The following is a 16,019-nucleotide window of genomic DNA, read 5'->3' as shown; positions in this document are numbered from 1 at the left end:
CTTTAGAATGAGCGCGACGCTCCCCGAGACCGCGGCCGTGCATTGGCGGCCGCGCATGGACGCGGGGCGGTTGAGCCTGATCGGGTGGTCCTGGACGGCGTCGACGGCCGTGCAGGTCGCGCCGATGCTCGCGCTCTCGATCATCCTGATCCTGCTGGACCCGGTGACGGTCGCCGTCGGCGTGATCATGCTCGTGCACGCGTGGGCGATCCCGGAGCTCTACGCCAACCGCGGCGCGAAGGTGGTCAAGCCGAAGGTGCCCGCCGGCGCCGCCGCCGAGCGGACCGCGCTCGGACTGCTGGGCGACCTCGTCGATCACCGCGCCCGCGAGCTTCACGCGCGCACGGGACTCGTGGTGGAACGCGGGACGCTCGGCGTCTGGCTCGTGGGGGAGGCGGGTGCGCTGCTGGTCCGCGGGCGGCGCGTGCACTGCTGGTGCGTGCGGGCGACCGACCCCGACCTGCCGTCGTCGGATCGCATCGCCCACCTGCTCCTCGCCCTGCGCGCGGACGAGCAGGGCTTCGCGACGGTCGCCAACCACGCCTTCGTGGGTGCGCGCTGGCGGGTGCGCCGCCGGTTGCCCAAGCGCGTGCGCCCCGCAATCGACGCAGCGGCCAAACTCGACCGAGTGGATAGTTGAGGGTGGTGAACATTCAGCCGCCGGTACATGCCGAACCGGCCGCGCACGCAGCACTATTGTCGGCATGACCCCCGCCGCCGCCTCGCTCTCCTCCGCCGGACTGCCGGTGCGACGTCTCACCCTCGTTCCGACCGCCGGCCGCTCCGACGCCGCCGTCCGTCGCTACCGGATCGCCCGCCTGCGGCTCGAGGACCGCGAGGTCGCTCGCGCCGAGCGCTTCGCGCACCTAAAGCGCGCACACGATTAGCGCTTCTTGAGTCAGGCGAGGTACATTGCCCGGCATGGGCAAATCCTCGTCTGGCTCCCTCGTCCGTAAGGCGATCGCGTGGATCATCGTGGCGTTCGTCGCGATCCTCCTGTTCAAGTTCGTCGTCGCGGCTCTTGCCGGCCTTGTCTCCCTGGTCTTCGGCCTGCTGCTGATCGCCGGAGTCATCTGGGCGGTGCTCTGGGCCTTGCGCAACCTGTGATCTACCTGCTGCTCGCGATCTGGTTCGGTCTGATGACCGGGATCGTGGGTCGCATACGCGGTTCGTCGTTCTTCATCTGGGCGATCATCGGCGCCGTCGTGCCGGTGATCGGACTCGTCGTCGCACTCGCGTACCGCTCCGAACGCGACGAAGTGCGGCGCCAGTGCCCGACCTGCGGGAAGGTCGTCAAGCTGCACGACGCGATGTGCATGCGCTGCGGGACGGATCTCGACTTCCCCGAGGTGGGAATCGAGCCGGAATCCGCGGCGCTCCAGCGAAGCTAAACTCGCTGTTCCACTTCGTGGATTTGGCCGGGGGGCTGCCGTCCCCCGAGACCCCCCGCTGCAAGAAGGAGCTGAGTTACGGATGATGCGTGCCGTCGACGCCATCATGGAATGCCTCAAGGCGGAAGGTGTCGACGTCGTATTCGGGTACCCCGGCGGCGCGAACCTCCCGACCTACGACGCGTTCGTCGACGCCGGCATCCGTCACATCCTCGTACGCCACGAGGCCGGCGGCGGTCACGCGGCCGAGGGCTACGCCAAGGCGACCGGCCGCGTGGGCGTCGTGTTCGCCACCTCCGGCCCGGGGGCGACGAACATCGTCACGCCGCTGACGGACGCGATGATGGACTCCGTGCCGCTGGTGGCCTTCACCGGCCAGGTGCGGACCGAGCTGCTCGGCACCGACGGCTTCCAGGAGGCGGACACGTTCGGCATCACGATGCCGATCGTCAAGCACTCCTTCGTCATCCAGCATCCGGCCGAGATCCCGCGGGTGGTGCACGAGGCGTTCCACATCGCCCGCACCGGCCGTCCCGGGCCCGTGCTCGTGGACATCCCGCAGGACCTGAGCCGCGCGGAGATCGACTACCAGCCGGTCGAGGACGTCCACCTTCCCGGCTACCAGCCGACCGTCGAGGGCAATTCCAAGCAGATCCGCCTCGCCGCCAAGGCGATGGCCAACGCGCGCCGGCCGGTGCTCTACGCGGGCGGCGGCGTCGTCAACTCCGACGCGTCGGAGGAGCTGCGGGAGCTGGCGGCGAGCGGCAACTTCCCGGTCACGTGCACGCTGATGGGCCTCGGTGCGTTCCCTGCTCCGCACCCGCAGTGGCTCGGCATGCTGGGCATGCACGGCACCCGCACGGCGAACTACGCGATGGACGAGGCGGACCTGATCGTCTCGATCGGCGCCCGCTTCGACGACCGCATCACCGGCAAGCTGTCGGAGTTCGCGCCGCGGGCGAAGTTCATCCACATCGACATCGATCCGGCCGAGATCTCCAAGAACGTGCCGGCGCACATCCCGATCGTGGGTGACGCGAAGCGCGTCCTGGCCCGGCTGGTGGGCGAGTACCGGGCGCTTGAGCCCGACGACTCGCGGCTCGCCGGCTGGTGGGAGCGCATCGAGCACTGGCGCGCCCAGTACCCGCTGCGCTACGACGACTCCACGGACACCGAGATCAAGCCGCAGTACCTCGTGGAGTCGCTCTACACGGCGACGAACAACGGGGACTGCATCCTGTCCTCGGACGTCGGCCAGCACCAGATGTGGGCCGCGCAGTACTTCCACTTCACGCAGCCGCGGCGCTGGATCAACTCCGGCGGCCTGGGGACGATGGGCTTCGGCCTGCCCGCCGCGATCGGCGCCGCCGTCGCGGTGCCGGACGTCCCGAGCGTGCTGCTGACCGGCGACGGCTCGTTCCAGATGAACATCCAGGAGCTCGCCACCGCCCGCCAGTTCGACATCCCGGTCAAGTGCGTGATCATGGACAACGGCTACCTCGGCATGGTCCGCCAGTGGCAGGAGCTGTTCTGGGACCGCCGCTACTCCAACGTCGACATGGGCACCTGGCCGGACTGGGTCAAGCTCGCCGAGGCCTACGGCGCCACGGGCCTATTGCTCACCGACAAGACGACGCTGGTGGACGACTTGAAGGCCGCGCTGGCCACTCCCGGCCCCGTGGTCGTGGACGTGAAGGTCACGCGCGAGGCGAACGTGTATCCGATGATCGCGCCGGGCGCCGCTGCCCGGGAAATGGTGGGCTGACCCGTGGGTGAACCTGGAACCAAGGAGATCCTCTCGCTCGAGGAGCTGGAGGCGTCCGTCGGCCTGCGCACCGGCCGCAAGCACATCCTCTCGATCCTGGTCGAGAACAAGCCGGGCGTATTGACCCGCATCGCGGGCCTGTTCGCGCGACGCGGGTTCAACATCGACACGCTGGCGGTCGGTCCGACCGACGACCCGACGCTCTCGCGCATCACGATCACGCTCGACGGCGCGACGCACCCGATCGACCAGGTGACCAAGCAGCTGCACAAGCTGGTCAACGTCATCAAGATCCGCGACCTGGAGCCGACCGAGACGGTCGCGCGCGAGCTGGCGCTCTTCAAGGTCGCCGCCGACGGCTCCACCCGCGCGGAGGTCATGCAGATGGTCGAGATCTTCCGCGGGAAGATCATCGACGTGTCCAAGCGCTCGGTGATCATCGAGGTCACGGGGTCGTGGGACAAGATCGAGGCGTTCGAGCGGATGGTCCGCCCGTTCGGCCTGATCGAGATGGCGCGCACCGGCGAGATCGCCATCTCGCGTGGGCGGGGCGAGACCTGACCCAACTCGGTCATCTCCTGCCCGGCGGCGGGCTGGCCGTCGATGCCCAGGCGCTGCGGGCACGTGTCGAGCGTGCCGTGCGCCGGGCTCGGCGGGCGGGGCGGCCGGTGCTGGTGGGCTTCACGACCCGCGTCGGCGCGTCGGTCGATCCGAGCGCCGTGGTGTTCGCGTCGCGGGTGGACGGCGAGGACTGGTTCTGCTTCGAGCAGCCGGATCGCGACCGCTCCGCGATCGCGGCGCTGGGGACCGTCACGCGGCTCGTCTCCTCAGGGCCCGATCGCTTCAAGCGGGTCGCGACGGCCTGGCGGGAGCTGACGGCGGGCGCGGTCGCCGATCCGCCCGACGGGCCTCCGGGCGCGGGGCTGGTGGCGGTGGGTGGCTTCGCGTTCGCGCCTGACGGCGGCCACGCGCCGCACTGGGCGGGGTTCGACGCGGCGGACCTGATCGTGCCGGAGGTGGCGCTGGCGCGGCGCGGGGACGACGTTCGCCTGACGCTGGCCGCACTGGTCGCCCCCGACGACGTGGCCGAGGAGCTCGCGGCCCGCTTGGAGGCCCGCGCGGCGAGGTTGCGTCTGGAGCCGCTGCCGCTGCTGGACCCGGCGCCGGTCGGGCGCTTCCGCGTCGACTCGGTCGCCCCGCCCGAGCACTACGAGGGCGCGGTCGCGCGTGCGGTTGAACGCATCCGCGCGGGCGCCTTCGAGAAGATCGTGCTCGCGCGGGAGGTCACCGTCCACGCGCCCACGCCGCACGACGCCGCGGCCGTCTTCGGCGTGCTGCGGTCGGGCTTTGAGTCGTGCTACGTCTTCTGCGCCGGACGCGGTGACGCGGCCTTCGTCGCCGCCTCGCCCGAGCTGCTGATCCGCCGCGACGGCCAGCGCGCGCAGACCGTCGCGCTGGCCGGCTCGACGCGCCGCTCCGCCGATCCCGCCGTCGACGACCACCTCGGCGAGCAGCTGCTGCAGTCGCGCAAGGATCGCGAGGAGCAGGCGATCGTCGTCCGCCGCATCGCCCGCGCGCTGCGCCCGCACTCGGTCTGGGTCGCCACCCCGGACGAGCCGACCCTGATCAAGGTCGCGAACATCCAGCACCTCGCCACCCCGATCCGCGCGCAGCTCGCCCAGCCTTTGAGCGCGGTCGAGCTCGCCGGGTTGCTGCACCCGACCCCCGCCGTCGGCGGCGAGCCCCACGCCGCCGCCGCACCCCAGATCCCGGTGTTGGAGGGCTTGGACCGCGGCTGGTACGCGGGCGCCGTCGGCTGGACGGACGCCAACGACGACGGCGAGTTCTGCGTCGCGCTGCGCTGCGCGCTCCTACGCGGCCACGAGGCGCGGCTCTACGCGGGCGTGGGTGTGGTCCGCGACTCCGATCCTGCCTCCGAGCTCAACGAGACCGAGATCAAGCTGGGAGCGCTGCTCCCGATTCTCGCCGGCTAGCGAAAGAGCCGGCGCCACCAGCGCCGGCCGCTACGGCGGACCTTGGTGTCCACCGATCCCAGCGTGCCGCTGTACTCGGGGAGCTGCGACGCCTGCGCGAAGTCGATCGTGAGGTTGACCTGGCGCAGCGAGATGCGGGCGACCTCGGGGGCGTCGACGAAGCGGCGGCCCGTGTCGGTCTTGACGACGATGCCGTCGAAGATGTGCTCGCGGGCGTTGTCCAGGACCTTGTCGACGGTGCCGATGGTGACGCCGTCGGTCGTCACGATCGCGACGCCGCGGGGGAGGGCCTGGTAGCCGATCTGTGGGTCGTCGTCGCTCAGGATCTGAAAATTAGCGTGCCCGGCGCCACACTTCGATCACTTCTCGAACCGAGGCGGTGCGGTAGGAGATGCGCGAGTCGAGCGGGCGTAGGACGAGTTCGAAGCGGCCGGTCTCGAGCTGTTCGAGTTCGGTGACCAGCGCGTGGAAGCGGCGGCCGCGCTTGTCGATCTCGACGATGTCGCCCGGGCCGATGCCCTTGGACGTCGTCCGCCGGGTCGACGGAGCGGTGGCGTCCACCTCGATCAGCGTGGTCTGGGCGTCGGCCATAGGCGCGGAAAATTACGTGGCGGCTCGGACGGACTCCCAGACGCGGCGGTGCAGATCGACGTTGTTCTCGCGGTTGGTCCGGACGCAGATGATCGTCGTCCGCTCGGCGACGGCGGCGCGGCTGAGGGCCGCGCGGAAGCTGTCGACGTCCGCGGCCCGCTCGTAGCCGACGCCGTAGAGCGCGGCGGCGTGGGCGAAGTCGAGTCCGTGCGGGGTCGCGATGTGCTCGACGAACGCCGCGCCCTGGCCGGCGGCCGGAAGGAAGTGGAAGATGCCGCCGCCGTCGTTGTCGATCAGCACGATCACGAGCTTCAGGCCGAGGCGGGACGCGGCGAGCAGGCTGCCGACGTCGTGGGCGAGGGCGACGTCCCCGATCAGCAGCACGGTCAGGCCGCCTCCGGCCGCCGCGACCCCGAAGGCGGTCGCGACCGTCCCGTCGATCCCGTTCGCCCCCCGGTTGGAGAGCACGCGGAAGGGCGCCTCACGGGCGGGGAAGAACGTCTCGACGTCGCGGATCGGCATCGAGGACGCGACGACGAGCGTCGCCTCGGCCGGCAGGAGCGTGCCGAGCTCGGCCGCGACGCGCGGCTCGTTGAGCCCCGCCGGACCGACGATCTCGGCGATCGCCCGCGAAGCCGCCCGGTCGGCGTCATGCCAGTCGTCGAGCCACGACGTGTCCTTGCGCTTGCGCGGGAGCTTGCCGGTGAGCGTCTCGAGCGTCGCGCGCGGATCGGCGCTGACGATCGTGGCCACGACACCCGCGGGGTCCTGCCACGCGCTCTCCGCGTCGAACGCGATCTGCAACGCGCCGTCCAAGCCGGCAAGCCAGGTGCGCAGCGGCTTGGAGGTCGGGAGGTCGCCGAAGCGCAGGACGAGGTCCGGTGTGTGTCGCGCCGCCCAGTCGGGATCGCGCAGCAGCGCGTCGTAGTGGGCGATCGCGACGGGGCCGCGGCGGGCGCCGGAGAGCGGTTCCGCCAGCAACGGCACGCCGGCCCGTTCCGCGAAGGCGGCGATCGTCTCGGCCAGGCGCGGGTCGCGCTCCGCCCGCCCGGCGACGACGACGATCTTGGGCCGCGTCAGCAGCTCGCTCTCGAGGCCCTCCAGCAGCCGCGGCGACGCCCGGTGCAGCGTCAGCGGCCGCGTCACCCACGGCCGCCCGCCTTCCCGGCCGGGAGCGATGTCGACGTCCGGCACGCCGTCGCCGTCGGGCACCAGCGGCTCGCGCAGCGCGAAGTTCAGGTGCACCGGACCGGGCCGGCCGTCGATCGCCGTGTAGAACGCGCGGCAGGCGACCTGCCGCAGCCAGCGCACGCGGGCCGCGGACGCCGGGTGGTCGTCGACCTCGAAGTACCACTTGGCGGCGGTGCCGTAGAGCTTGACCTGGTCGATCGTCTGCCCGGCGCCGACGTCGCGCAGCTCGGGCGGGCGATCGGCGGTCAGCACGATCAGCGGGACGCGCGCCTCATGCGCCTCGATCACCGCGGGGGCGTAGTTGGCGGCGGCGGTGCCGCTCGTGCAGGCGAGCACGGCGGGAATGCCGGTCGCCTTGGCCAGGCCGAGGGCGAAGAAGGCCGCGCTCCGCTCGTCCAGGTGGGACGTGGCGCGCAGGCGTGACTCACGCGCGAGCGTGAGCACCAGCGGGGTGGAACGCGAGCCGGGGGAGGTGATCGCGTCGCGCAGGCCGCAGCGCACGAGTTCGTCGACGAACGCGCGCAGGCCGAGGTAAGTGTCGGTTCCGGGCATGATTGGGCGTGATGGAACCTGCGCTCGTCCTCCTGCATGGCTTCACACAGACCCGCCAGAGTTGGCGGCGGACGGCGCAGGCGCTGCAGGGACGCTATCGCGCGCTGGTCCCGGACCTCCCTGGCCACGGCCAGGCGGCGCACCGGACGCCGAGCTTCGATGCTTGCGCGGCCTACGTTCGCGCCCTTTCGCCGGCGCGGACGTTCACCCTCGCGGGCTACTCGATGGGCGGGCGGATCGCCCTGCACACGGCGCTGACGCTCGGGCCCGAGATCGTCACGCGGCTCGTGCTCGTGGGTGCGAGCCCGGGGCTCGCGGATCCCGCCGCGCGAGCGGAGCGCCGCGCGGCGGACGACGCGCTCGCCGACCGGCTCGAGACGCTCGACATCGAGACCTTCGCCCGCGAGTGGGGCTCGCAGTCGCTGTTCGCCGGCCAGCCGGAGCGGGTCGCCGCCGCGGCGTACGCCGATCGGCTGCGCAACACGCCGCAGGGGCTCGCGTCGGCGCTGCGCGGCCTCGGGACGGGCGTGATGGAACCACTGTGGGAGCGCCTGGGTGAGCTGGCGATCCCGGTCACGCTGGTCGTCGGCGAGCGCGACGCGAAGTTCCGCGCCACCGCCGAGGCGATGCTCGCCCGGCTACCGAACGCCCGGCTCGTGGTGGTGGAGGGCGCCGGCCACGCGGTCCAGCTCGAGATGCCGGCCGCGGTAGCCGACGCGATCTACCAGTCCTTGTCTTCTTCGTCCGCCTCTGCGTAGTCGTCGCCCTCGAAGTCCTCTTCGAGTAGCGAGTCGAACGCTGCGCTGTCGCGCATGATCGGATCGGTGGTGTGCTGGTCGCCGTGCTCGGTGTTCTCGATGAGATCACTCTCGGCGAGCTCGAAGCCTTCGCTCTCGCCTTCGCCGGCTTCGATGAGTGGTGCGAGCGCGGGATCGACCTTGTCGTCCGGCGTCTCAGGCCATTCCGGTGCCATGCAACAAACCCTACGTCATGCCAACCCTGGAACGGAAGGCACGGCGATCGATCCGCCCCGCGGCTCCGGCGCTCCGGTGGGTTCGGCGAAGTTCTGGAGGGTGGCCAGACCGCATGCGCGCGAGATGCGCAGGCCGGCCGCGGCGTGCACGCCGGCGGCGATCCCGAGCGGCCCGTCGAACGTCGACGTGAGGTAGACGCTGCTGCCCGCCGCACGCGCCTTGCGCGCATCGTCGAGCACGGCGGAGATGCCGCCGCGCGAGATCTTCAGGCACACGAGCTCGGCGGCGCCGGAGGAGGGCGCGTGCGTCTCGTCCATCGCGATCCGCACCGGGGACTCGGACGCGACGGCGCGCAGCGCCTCGACGCCGTGGACGGGCTCCTCGCACAGCTCGAGACCCACTGGCGCCAGCGCGCGGAGGTTCGCGAGCGCCTCCTCGGGCGTCGCCCACGCGCCGTTGGCGTCCACCCGGATCAGGACGTCGGGCCCGACCGCGGCGCGGACAGCGGCCAGCCGGCCCGCGTCGTCGCCGATCCCGACCTTGACCTTCACGCAGCGAAAGCCGTCGCGCACGGCGGTGGAGGCGGCCTCGGCGGCGCCCGCGCGGTCGTCGGCGCCGATCGTCGCGTTGACGGCGACCTCGTCGTTGGCCAGCGGGTGGATGAGCTTCGCCAGCGGCGTCTGCGTGCGCCGGGACGCATGGTCCCAGAGGGCGAGATCGATCGCCGCCAACGCCTGGGGGAGATCGCGCTCGGCCTTGCAGGCGGCGAGCAGGTCGGCGCTCGGCTCGACGCCCCGCAGTACCTCCGCGTAGGCGTCGATGGCCGCGCTCACGGACGCCAGCGAGACGCCGTCGTAGGGCTCCAGCGGGGCGGCCTCGCCCTCGCCGTACATGCCGTCCGGGAACTCCAGGCGGATCCGCAGGGTCTCGCGCTCGTGCAGCTCGCCCCAGGCCGCCCGGAGCGGCGCGCGCAGCGCGTACCGGACCGTGCGGACCGAGAGTTTGACCATCAGCGCGAGAGGAGCAGTCCGGCGCTCAACAGGACGCAGAAGACGAGCTGCAGCATGCCGGTGCGGGCGAGCGCGCCGTTGAGGCTCGGGCCGTCGACGCGGTTGCGGACGACCCGGACGATCGGCGCCGCCATCGGCAGCGCCAGCCACGGCAGCAGCAGCCACGGCGTCAGGTGCTCGCCGCCGAAGACCCAGGCCAGCGGGGCGGTGGCGAACGCGCCGTAGATCAGCAGCGCGTAGCCGAGCCGCGCCCGCTCGCGCCCGAGCCTGACCGCGAGCGTCTTCTTGCCCGCCCGCCGGTCGGTCTCGAGGTCGCGGGTGTTGTTGACCATCAGGATCGCGGTGGCCAGGAGGCCGACGGGCACGGCCAGGACGAACGACTCCCAGGTGAACTCCTCGCGCTGGGCGAAGAACGTGCCGGTCACCGCCACGAGCCCGAAGAAGAGGAAGACGAAGACCTCGCCGAGTCCCTCGTAGCCGTACGGGCGCGGGCCGCCGGTGTAGAGCACGCCCGCGAGGATCGACAGGACGCCGATCAAGAGGATCTGCCAGCCGGCGGTGACGATCAGGTAGACGCCGACCAGGACGGCGAGGCCGAACGCGACGTAGGTGGCGATCAGGACCTGCTTGGGCGGGACGAGGCCGCCGGCGGTCACCCTGACGGGGCCGAGTCGGTCCTCGGTGTCCGCGCCGCGGCGCGCGTCGGAGTAGTCGTTGCTGAGGTTCGTCCCGATCTGGATCAGGAGCGCGCCGAGGAGGGTCGCGATGAAGGTCAGGACCTTGAAGGTCCCGAGGGTCGCCGCGTAGGCGGTGCCGACCAGCACGGGAGCCGCTGCCGCCGGCAGCGTCCGCGGCCGGGCGGCCATCAGCCAGATATGGAGCGGGCTCAAGGCCGTTTGGGGAATTGGGCGAAGTCCGGGGTGCGCTTGGCCTTGTAGGCCTCGCGCCCTTCCTTCGCCTCGTCGCTGGCGTAAAAGAGCAGGTTGGCGTCGTGCGCCAGCTGCTGGATTCCTCCCAGGCCGTCCTCCTCAGCGTGAAAACTCGCCTTTATGAGGCGGAGTGCGAAGGGGGAAAGGGCGAGCATCTCGTGGCACCACTGGACCGTCTCGGTCTCGAGTTCCGCGAGCGGGACGACGGTGTTCACGAGGCCCATGTCGAGCGCCTGCTGCGCGTCGTACTGGCGGCAGAGCATCCAGAATTCCTTGGCCTTCTTTGGGCCGATCTGGCGGCTGAGCAGGCTCGCGCCGTAGCCGCCGTCGAAGGAGCCGACCTTGGGGCCGGTCTGCCCGAAGCGGGCGTTGTCGGCGGCGATCGTCAGGTCGCAGACAAGATGCAGGACCTGGCCGCCGCCGATCGCCCAGCCCGCGACCATCGCGATCACGGGCTTGGGGAGGCGGCGGATCTGGACGTGCAGGTCGGTGACGTGGAAACGGCCGACGGCTTGGCCGCCGGGGACGTAGCCCGTGTCGCCGCGGACGCGCTGGTCGCCGCCGCTGCAGAAGGCCTTGTCACCTTGGCCGGTGAAGATGATCACGCCGACCGTCGTGTCCTCGCGCGCCTTCTCGAGCGCGTCGGAGACCTCGATCAGCGTCTCCGGCCGGAACGCGTTGTGCACCTCCGGACGGTTGATCGTGATCTTCGCGATGCCGTCGCCGCTGAGCTCGTACTTGATGTCTTCGTAGTCGGCGGCCGAGGTCCAATTCACGGCGCTGAGCCTAGCGGCGGCGCACCGTCGCTCGACTCCAGGGCGGCGCGCAGGTCCCGGACGAGCGCGTTCAGGCCTCTTCCTGCGCTTCCCGCCGGTCGGCCTCGGTCAGCTCGCCCAGCCTGCGCACCGCACGCTCCAGCACCGCGATCCGCTCGAGCTCCTGCGGGCGCCACAACGGCCACAACTCGCCGATGGCCGATCCAAGCGTGTCGCCCATCTCGCGATCCTAACCTCCAGGGAATGCACTGGCTGGAGCGCGCCGATCCAAACTGGACTGCCGTTCAGGCTTCTGAGGAAACCCTGACCTATGGCGAGCTGTTCGCGCGGGCGAGCGCCGCGGCCGAGTCGCTGCGCGGCGCCGAGCGGGTCGCGATCGCGCTGGAACCGGGCCTGGACTTCGCGGTCGCTTTGCACGCCTGCCTGCTCGCGGGTGCCGCGGCGGTCCCGGTCGACCTCCGCGAACCGTCCCCGCGCCTGGCGGGTGCGTCGATCGTGATCGACGCCCCGCTCCCGACGACACCGTCGCGCCGTGCGCCGCGCCGGGCCGCGCCACCCGCCCTCTCAACACCCGCCCTCGTCGTCCACACCTCGGGCACGACCGGGACGCCGCGGCCGGTCGTGCTGACGCTCGGCCAGATCCTCCACAACGCGCTCGCGTGTGCCGTCGCCCTCGGCCATGATCGCCACGAGCGGTGGCTGTGCCCGCTTCCGCTCAGCCACGTCGGCGGGCTGATGGTGCTGCTGCGGTCGGCGATCTACGGCACGACCGCCGTGCTCGGGCCGGCCGACCGCACGGACATCACGATCGCCTCGCTCGTTCCGACCCAACTCGGGCGGCTGCTGGACCGCGACCCGCCGCCCTCGCTGCGCGTGGTGATGCTCGGCGGCGCGCCCGCCGATCCCACGCTGCTGACGCGCGCCCGCGACGCGGGCTGGCCCGTCGCGCCCACCTACGGGCTGACGCAGGCGTGCTCTGCGGTCACGGTCGCGGAGGTGGGGGACACCGAGACCTCCGGGCAGCCGCTCGCGGGCCTTTCGGTGACGATCGCGTCCGACGGCGAGATCGTCGTCGACGGCCCCACGGTCTCCGGCCGCCTCGAGACCGGCGACCTGGGCGAGCTCGACGAGCGCGGCCGCCTGCGGGTCCTCGGCCGCAAGGTCGACACGATCGTCAGCGGCGGCGAGAATGTCATGCCGAGCGAGGTCGAGGCGGCGCTGCTCGCCCACCCGGCCGTGGCGGAGGCGGGGGTCTTCGGCCGCCCGGACGCCGAGTGGGGCGAGGCCGTCACCGCCCACGTCGTCCTGAGAACGCCGCTGGAGCCCGGCGAGCTCCGCGATTTCGCCGCCACCCGCCTCGCGCGCTTCAAGATCCCGAAGACGATCGAGCCCGTCCCTTCACTACCCCGCAACGCGTCGGGGAAGCTGCTGCGCCGCGAGCTGCGCTAGGACCCACGCGGGCCGGAAGTCGACGTCGTCCTCGGTGAACCGCAGGACCGTGTAGCCCGCCGCTCGCAGTGCCGCGTCCTTGATGCGGTCCTCGATCTTCGAGCGCTCACGCCGGTGCCCGAAGCCGTCGACCTCGACACAGAGACCGGGCCAGTAGGCGTCGACCTCGAAGCCGTTGATCACGACGTTGACCACCGGCGCGGGCAGCCCCGCGCCGACCACCAACCGCCGGAAACGCCGCTCGACCCGGCTCTTGCTTCCGGCACTCCCGCGCAGATGCATTCGCAGCGCCTCCTCGAGCACCTTGAGGTTCCGCCGCCCGTTCGCCCGTCCCATCGCGGCGACGGTCGCGTCGAAGTCGAACTTGTTCCAGTGGGCCGCCTCGTGGATCACGTTCGCGATCTCCTCGGCGTCGTAATCGTCGGTCAGGTCGACGAGGACGCGGGCGACAGTGGCGACGGGGATCCGGTCGACGATCACGATGTCGCGGGGGTCGAGGTTCCGGCAGGTGTGCGCGACGAAGCCCGGCTGGGACTTGCGCGGCTTCGGAACGAGCACGTCGATCCGTCTCGCTGCGTACCGATTGACGCGCATGAGGGCGGCGCCGCCCATCCCGGTCAGCGCGGCTCCGTCACCGGCGGCGAGAATCGCCGCCATCCACTCGCCCTTCTGGGAAAGAGCGCTGTGGCCGTAGGCGTAAACACCCCGGTAAAGGGGGTGGACGCGGCCGGTTCGAACCCACTCCGCGATTCCGGCCTTGCTCAGCCCGAGTTGGCGCGCTCTGATCACGCCGTGCTGGCGCGCGGCGATGATCCATGGAGGGGGTAGTTCGTTTTGGTTCACCCCCTCTGAACCAAAACGGAACACCCCCTCACGGCTCAAGACAGATTCGTGCCAATACCGTCAAGGAAGTGATACGAAACGCCACGTCCCACGACTTTCCGGCCGTCCTAGCGCTTTGGGGAGAAGCACGCTCGGGGCACGCTGAGACCGAAGACACGCTCGAGGCGATCGAGCGGCTCGATGACGGTGCGCTCCTGGTCTATGAGAGCGATCAAGAGATCGTCGGCGCGCTGATCGCCGCGTTCGACGGGTGGCGCGGGAACATGTACCGGCTCGCGGTCACACCCGGCCACCGGCGCGCGGGGATCGCGCGACGGCTCGTCGAGGCGGGTGAGACGCGGCTCAAGGCGCAGGGGGCGCCGAAGGTCACCGCGCTCGTCGGCCGCGGCGACACGCAGGCCGAGGGGCTGTGGCGCGCCGCCGGCTACAAGGACGACGTCGAGATCGGCCGTTGGGTGCGTGCGCTCGGTTGAGCGTCCTCGCTACATTGGCTTTGGCCGTCGCAACTGGCGCTTAGGTGGAATAACCACCGGGGAGCGGCGAGCGTCGTACGGTCGCGCGCCTGGGCATTCTTCGAACGCGATCAAACGAGGATTCACGTGTCCGTTTCTGACACCACCACGCCAGTGACCATCCCCGACGCCCTCAAGCCCGCCGACGGCCGCTTCGGCTGCGGGCCGTCGAAGGTCCGTCCCGCGCAGCTCGCGCGCCTCGCGACCGGCGACGGCGCCGCGCTGATGGGCACCTCGCACCGGCAGAAGCCGGTCAAGTCGCTGGTCGGCCGCGTCCGCTCGGGCCTGAGCGAGCTGTTCGAGCTCCCCGACGGCTACGAGGTCGTGCTCGGCAACGGCGGCACCACCGCGTTCTGGGACGCCGCGACCTTCGGGCTGGTGCGCGACAAGGCGCTGCACCTGACCTACGGTGAGTTCTCGTCGAAGTTCGCCAAGGCGACGAACGACGCGCCGTTCCTGCAGGACTCGATCGTCGTCAAGGCGGACGCGGGCGACGCGCCCGCGCCGACCTCCGACCCGTCGGCCGACGTGGTCGCGTGGGCGCACAACGAGACCTCGACCGGCGTGATGGTGCCCGTCGAGCGCGTCGGTGACGGGCTCGTCCTGATCGACGCCACGTCGGGCGCCGGCGGCCTCCCGGTCGACGCCAAGGACGCCGACGTCTACTACTTCGCCCCGCAGAAGTGCTTCGCCGCCGACGGTGGGCTGTGGCTCGCGCTCGCCAGCCCGGCGGCGCAGGAGCGGATCGCGGAGATCGCCTCAAGCGGCCGCTGGATCCCGGAGTTCCTCTCCCTCAGCACCGCGCTCGACAACTCGCTCAAGGATCAGACCTACAACACGCCCGCGCTTGCCACGCTGGTGCTGCTCGCCGACCAGCTCGAGTGGATGCTCGGCCTCGGCGGTCTCGAAGGCTGCGTCGAGCGCACGACCGCCTCGTCGACCCATCTCTACGACTGGGCGGAGGCGACGGAGTACACGACGCCGTTCGTCAAAGACCCGGCCAAGCGCTCGCTCGTCGTCGGGACGATCGACTTCGACGACGCGGTCGACGCCGCCGCCGTGGCCAAGACGCTGCGCGCCAACGGGATCGTCGACACCGAGCCCTACCGCAAGCTCGGCCGCAACCAGCTGCGGGTCGCGATGTTCCCGGCCATCGAGCCGGAGGACGTCAAGGCCCTCACCGCCTGCATCGACTTCGTCGTCGAGAACCTCTAACCCGTGACCCTCGAATCCCGCGAGCGCTGGATCAAGGCCGCCGTCGGCTGGGAAGCGCGTGCGGACCAGTTCGCGCGGGACACCATGCCGGTGTCCCTCACGATGGTCGAGGCGATCCAGCCGCAGCCCGGGCAGACGATCCTCGATCTGGCCGCGGGACTCGGGGACACCGGCTTTCTCGCGGCGGAGCTCGTCGAGCCCGGCGGGCAGCTGATCACCTCGGACTTCTCGCCCGAGATGCTGTCGGCGGCGCAGAGAAGGGCGAAGGGCAAGAACGTCCGCTTCCGGCAGATCGACCTGAGCACGCCAATCGATCAGGCGGCGGCGAGCATCGACAGCGTGCTGTGCCGGTGGGGCTACATGCTGCTCGACGACCCCGAGTCGGCACTCAGGGAGACGCGGCGCATCCTCAAGCAGGACGGCAAGCTCGCCCTCGCCGCGTGGACCGGGCCGGACGAGAACCTGTGGAGCGCAGCGCCCACGCAGGCGTTGCGCCGGCGCGGGCTCGTTCCGCCGCCCCAGGACCCCGGGCAGTTCACGTGGGCAGACCCGAACCTGATCGTCGAGACGATGCAGGCGGCCGGGTTCATCGAGCCCGAGGTCGACGCGATCGACTTCGTGATGCGCTTCGCCGACTTCGACGACTGGTGGACGCACGTCACGCTCACGAGCGGAGCCGTCGGCGAGGCGGACAAGAAGCTGGACTTCGCGACGCGCAGCGACGTCCTGGCCGACCTCGAGAAAATCGCCGAGCCGTTCACGCAACCCGACGACCGTCTGGAAATTCCCGCTCGAACCTGGGTCGCGACCGCGACCGCCTAACATCG

The 16,019-nt window shown here is 71.2% G+C and carries 21 protein-coding genes and 1 riboswitch; of the genes, 12 read left to right on the top strand and 9 right to left on the bottom strand.

Annotated features, from left to right (window positions below; translation table 11 throughout):
- Window positions 1-7 precede the first annotated feature (7 nt).
- The 7 genes from OM076_RS26060 to OM076_RS26030 all read left to right on the top strand — a co-directional run bounded on the left by OM076_RS26060 (window position 8) and on the right by OM076_RS26030 (window position 5,150).
- Window positions 8-640, top strand: a complete 633-nt coding sequence (locus OM076_RS26060) for a hypothetical protein (RefSeq protein WP_270043030.1) — start codon at window positions 8-10, stop codon at window positions 638-640.
- Window positions 641-704: 64 nt separating this feature from the next.
- Complete coding sequence (locus OM076_RS26055; protein WP_270043029.1) at window positions 705-887, top strand: hypothetical protein; 183 nt, start codon at window positions 705-707, stop codon at window positions 885-887.
- Between the two features lie 34 nt (window positions 888-921).
- The gene (locus OM076_RS26050) at window positions 922-1,107 is read left to right on the top strand and encodes a hypothetical protein (RefSeq protein ID WP_270043028.1); all 186 of its coding nucleotides are present in this window, start codon (window positions 922-924) and stop codon (window positions 1,105-1,107) included.
- Window positions 1,104-1,391, top strand: a complete 288-nt coding sequence (locus tag OM076_RS26045; protein WP_270043027.1) for a hypothetical protein — start codon at window positions 1,104-1,106, stop codon at window positions 1,389-1,391. Before OM076_RS26050 ends, OM076_RS26045 begins: the two co-directional genes overlap by 4 nt.
- Window positions 1,392-1,476: 85 nt before the next feature.
- Window positions 1,477-3,156 carry a biosynthetic-type acetolactate synthase large subunit gene (gene ilvB / locus OM076_RS26040; RefSeq protein WP_372518082.1) on the top strand — a complete coding sequence of 560 codons (1,680 nt, stop codon included), beginning with the start codon at window positions 1,477-1,479 and terminating at the stop codon, window positions 3,154-3,156.
- A 63-nt stretch (window positions 3,157-3,219) separates the two neighbouring features.
- Entirely contained in the window at window positions 3,220-3,717 is a 498-nt protein-coding gene (gene ilvN, locus OM076_RS26035) for an acetolactate synthase small subunit (RefSeq protein ID WP_372518081.1), read from the top strand.
- Between the two features lie 77 nt (window positions 3,718-3,794).
- Entirely contained in the window at window positions 3,795-5,150 is a 1,356-nt protein-coding gene (locus OM076_RS26030; protein WP_270043024.1) for an isochorismate synthase, read from the top strand.
- On the opposite strand, the gene OM076_RS26025 is transcribed toward OM076_RS26030, so the two are convergent.
- The 3 genes from OM076_RS26025 to menD all read right to left on the bottom strand — a co-directional run bounded on the left by OM076_RS26025 (window position 5,147) and on the right by menD (window position 7,484).
- On the bottom strand, window positions 5,147-5,416 hold the full coding sequence (locus OM076_RS26025) for a hypothetical protein (protein ID WP_270043023.1): 270 nt from the start codon (window positions 5,414-5,416) through the stop codon (window positions 5,147-5,149). The genes OM076_RS26030 and OM076_RS26025 overlap by 4 nt on opposite strands.
- 67 nt (window positions 5,417-5,483) lie before the next feature.
- Window positions 5,484-5,741 (bottom strand): hypothetical protein, encoded by a 258-nt coding sequence (locus OM076_RS26020; protein WP_270043022.1) that lies wholly within the window; start codon window positions 5,739-5,741, stop codon window positions 5,484-5,486.
- Window positions 5,742-5,753: 12 nt separating this feature from the next.
- Window positions 5,754-7,484, bottom strand: a complete 1,731-nt coding sequence (gene menD, locus OM076_RS26015) for a 2-succinyl-5-enolpyruvyl-6-hydroxy-3-cyclohexene-1-carboxylic-acid synthase (RefSeq protein ID WP_270043021.1) — start codon at window positions 7,482-7,484, stop codon at window positions 5,754-5,756.
- Between the two features lie 11 nt (window positions 7,485-7,495).
- On the opposite strand from menD, the gene menH reads away from it, so the two are divergent.
- Window positions 7,496-8,242, top strand: coding sequence for a 2-succinyl-6-hydroxy-2,4-cyclohexadiene-1-carboxylate synthase (menH, locus tag OM076_RS26010; RefSeq protein ID WP_270043020.1), 747 nt, complete (start codon window positions 7,496-7,498; stop codon window positions 8,240-8,242).
- Here the strand turns inward: menH and OM076_RS26005 are convergent.
- The 5 genes from OM076_RS26005 to OM076_RS25985 form a co-directional block, all read right to left on the bottom strand.
- On the bottom strand, window positions 8,206-8,457 hold the full coding sequence (locus tag OM076_RS26005) for a hypothetical protein (protein WP_270043019.1): 252 nt from the start codon (window positions 8,455-8,457) through the stop codon (window positions 8,206-8,208). The two genes, menH and OM076_RS26005, sit on opposite strands and share 37 nt — an antisense overlap.
- A gap of 15 nt (window positions 8,458-8,472) precedes the next feature.
- Window positions 8,473-9,468, bottom strand: coding sequence for a mandelate racemase/muconate lactonizing enzyme family protein (locus OM076_RS26000; RefSeq protein WP_270043018.1), 996 nt, complete (start codon window positions 9,466-9,468; stop codon window positions 8,473-8,475).
- Window positions 9,468-10,358, bottom strand: coding sequence for a 1,4-dihydroxy-2-naphthoate polyprenyltransferase (locus tag OM076_RS25995; protein WP_270043017.1), 891 nt, complete (start codon window positions 10,356-10,358; stop codon window positions 9,468-9,470). The genes OM076_RS26000 and OM076_RS25995 overlap by 1 nt, the downstream gene beginning before the upstream one ends.
- Window positions 10,355-11,173: a 1,4-dihydroxy-2-naphthoyl-CoA synthase gene (menB, locus tag OM076_RS25990; RefSeq protein WP_270043016.1), complete on the bottom strand. Its 819-nt coding sequence runs from the start codon at window positions 11,171-11,173 to the stop codon at window positions 10,355-10,357. Before menB ends, OM076_RS25995 begins: the two co-directional genes overlap by 4 nt.
- A gap of 70 nt (window positions 11,174-11,243) precedes the next feature.
- The gene (locus OM076_RS25985; protein WP_270043015.1) at window positions 11,244-11,393 is read right to left on the bottom strand and encodes a hypothetical protein; all 150 of its coding nucleotides are present in this window, start codon (window positions 11,391-11,393) and stop codon (window positions 11,244-11,246) included.
- Window positions 11,394-11,416: 23 nt separating this feature from the next.
- Between OM076_RS25985 and OM076_RS25980 the strand changes: the two genes are divergently transcribed.
- Window positions 11,417-12,622 carry a class I adenylate-forming enzyme family protein gene (locus tag OM076_RS25980; RefSeq protein WP_270043014.1) on the top strand — a complete coding sequence of 402 codons (1,206 nt, stop codon included), beginning with the start codon at window positions 11,417-11,419 and terminating at the stop codon, window positions 12,620-12,622.
- Here the strand turns inward: OM076_RS25980 and OM076_RS25975 are convergent.
- Complete coding sequence (locus OM076_RS25975) at window positions 12,575-13,279, bottom strand: endonuclease domain-containing protein (protein WP_270043013.1); 705 nt, start codon at window positions 13,277-13,279, stop codon at window positions 12,575-12,577. The two genes, OM076_RS25980 and OM076_RS25975, sit on opposite strands and share 48 nt — an antisense overlap.
- Window positions 13,280-13,533: 254 nt before the next feature.
- On the opposite strand from OM076_RS25975, the gene OM076_RS25970 reads away from it, so the two are divergent.
- The 3 genes from OM076_RS25970 (at window position 13,534) to OM076_RS25960 (ending at window position 16,014) form a co-directional block, all read left to right on the top strand.
- Window positions 13,534-13,938 carry a GNAT family N-acetyltransferase gene (locus OM076_RS25970; RefSeq protein WP_270043012.1) on the top strand — a complete coding sequence of 135 codons (405 nt, stop codon included), beginning with the start codon at window positions 13,534-13,536 and terminating at the stop codon, window positions 13,936-13,938.
- Between the two features lie 19 nt (window positions 13,939-13,957).
- Window positions 13,958-14,040: riboswitch (ZMP/ZTP riboswitch) on the top strand.
- Between the two features lie 24 nt (window positions 14,041-14,064).
- Complete coding sequence (gene serC, locus OM076_RS25965; protein ID WP_270043011.1) at window positions 14,065-15,192, top strand: phosphoserine transaminase; 1,128 nt, start codon at window positions 14,065-14,067, stop codon at window positions 15,190-15,192.
- A gap of 3 nt (window positions 15,193-15,195) precedes the next feature.
- Window positions 15,196-16,014, top strand: coding sequence for a class I SAM-dependent methyltransferase (locus OM076_RS25960; protein ID WP_270043010.1), 819 nt, complete (start codon window positions 15,196-15,198; stop codon window positions 16,012-16,014).
- The last annotated feature ends 5 nt before the right edge of the window (window positions 16,015-16,019 follow it).

The sequence above is a fragment of the Solirubrobacter ginsenosidimutans genome (assembly GCF_027587205.1).
The sequence above is the reverse complement of the archived record's forward strand: the minus strand, read 5'-3'. Positions and strand labels throughout refer to the sequence as shown.

What these genes read in the sequence shown, in the direction of transcription:
- menD (WP_270043021.1), bottom strand. Translation starts at nt 7,484, where the DNA reads ATGCCCGGAACCGACACTTACCTCGGCCTGCGCGCGTTCGTCGACGAA.
- OM076_RS26020 (WP_270043022.1), bottom strand. Translation starts at nt 5,741, where the DNA reads ATGGCCGACGCCCAGACCACGCTGATCGAGGTGGACGCCACCGCTCCG.
- OM076_RS26060 (WP_270043030.1), top strand. Translation starts at nt 8, where the DNA reads ATGAGCGCGACGCTCCCCGAGACCGCGGCCGTGCATTGGCGGCCGCGC.
- OM076_RS26000 (WP_270043018.1), bottom strand. Translation starts at nt 9,468, where the DNA reads ATGGTCAAACTCTCGGTCCGCACGGTCCGGTACGCGCTGCGCGCGCCG.
- OM076_RS25975 (WP_270043013.1), bottom strand. Translation starts at nt 13,279, where the DNA reads ATGGCGGCGATTCTCGCCGCCGGTGACGGAGCCGCGCTGACCGGGATG.
- OM076_RS25985 (WP_270043015.1), bottom strand. Translation starts at nt 11,393, where the DNA reads ATGGGCGACACGCTTGGATCGGCCATCGGCGAGTTGTGGCCGTTGTGG.
- OM076_RS25980 (WP_270043014.1), top strand. Translation starts at nt 11,417, where the DNA reads ATGCACTGGCTGGAGCGCGCCGATCCAAACTGGACTGCCGTTCAGGCT.
- OM076_RS26005 (WP_270043019.1), bottom strand. Translation starts at nt 8,457, where the DNA reads ATGGCACCGGAATGGCCTGAGACGCCGGACGACAAGGTCGATCCCGCG.
- OM076_RS26055 (WP_270043029.1), top strand. Translation starts at nt 705, where the DNA reads ATGACCCCCGCCGCCGCCTCGCTCTCCTCCGCCGGACTGCCGGTGCGA.
- ilvB (WP_372518082.1), top strand. Translation starts at nt 1,477, where the DNA reads ATGCGTGCCGTCGACGCCATCATGGAATGCCTCAAGGCGGAAGGTGTC.
- menH (WP_270043020.1), top strand. Translation starts at nt 7,496, where the DNA reads ATGGAACCTGCGCTCGTCCTCCTGCATGGCTTCACACAGACCCGCCAG.
- OM076_RS26050 (WP_270043028.1), top strand. Translation starts at nt 922, where the DNA reads ATGGGCAAATCCTCGTCTGGCTCCCTCGTCCGTAAGGCGATCGCGTGG.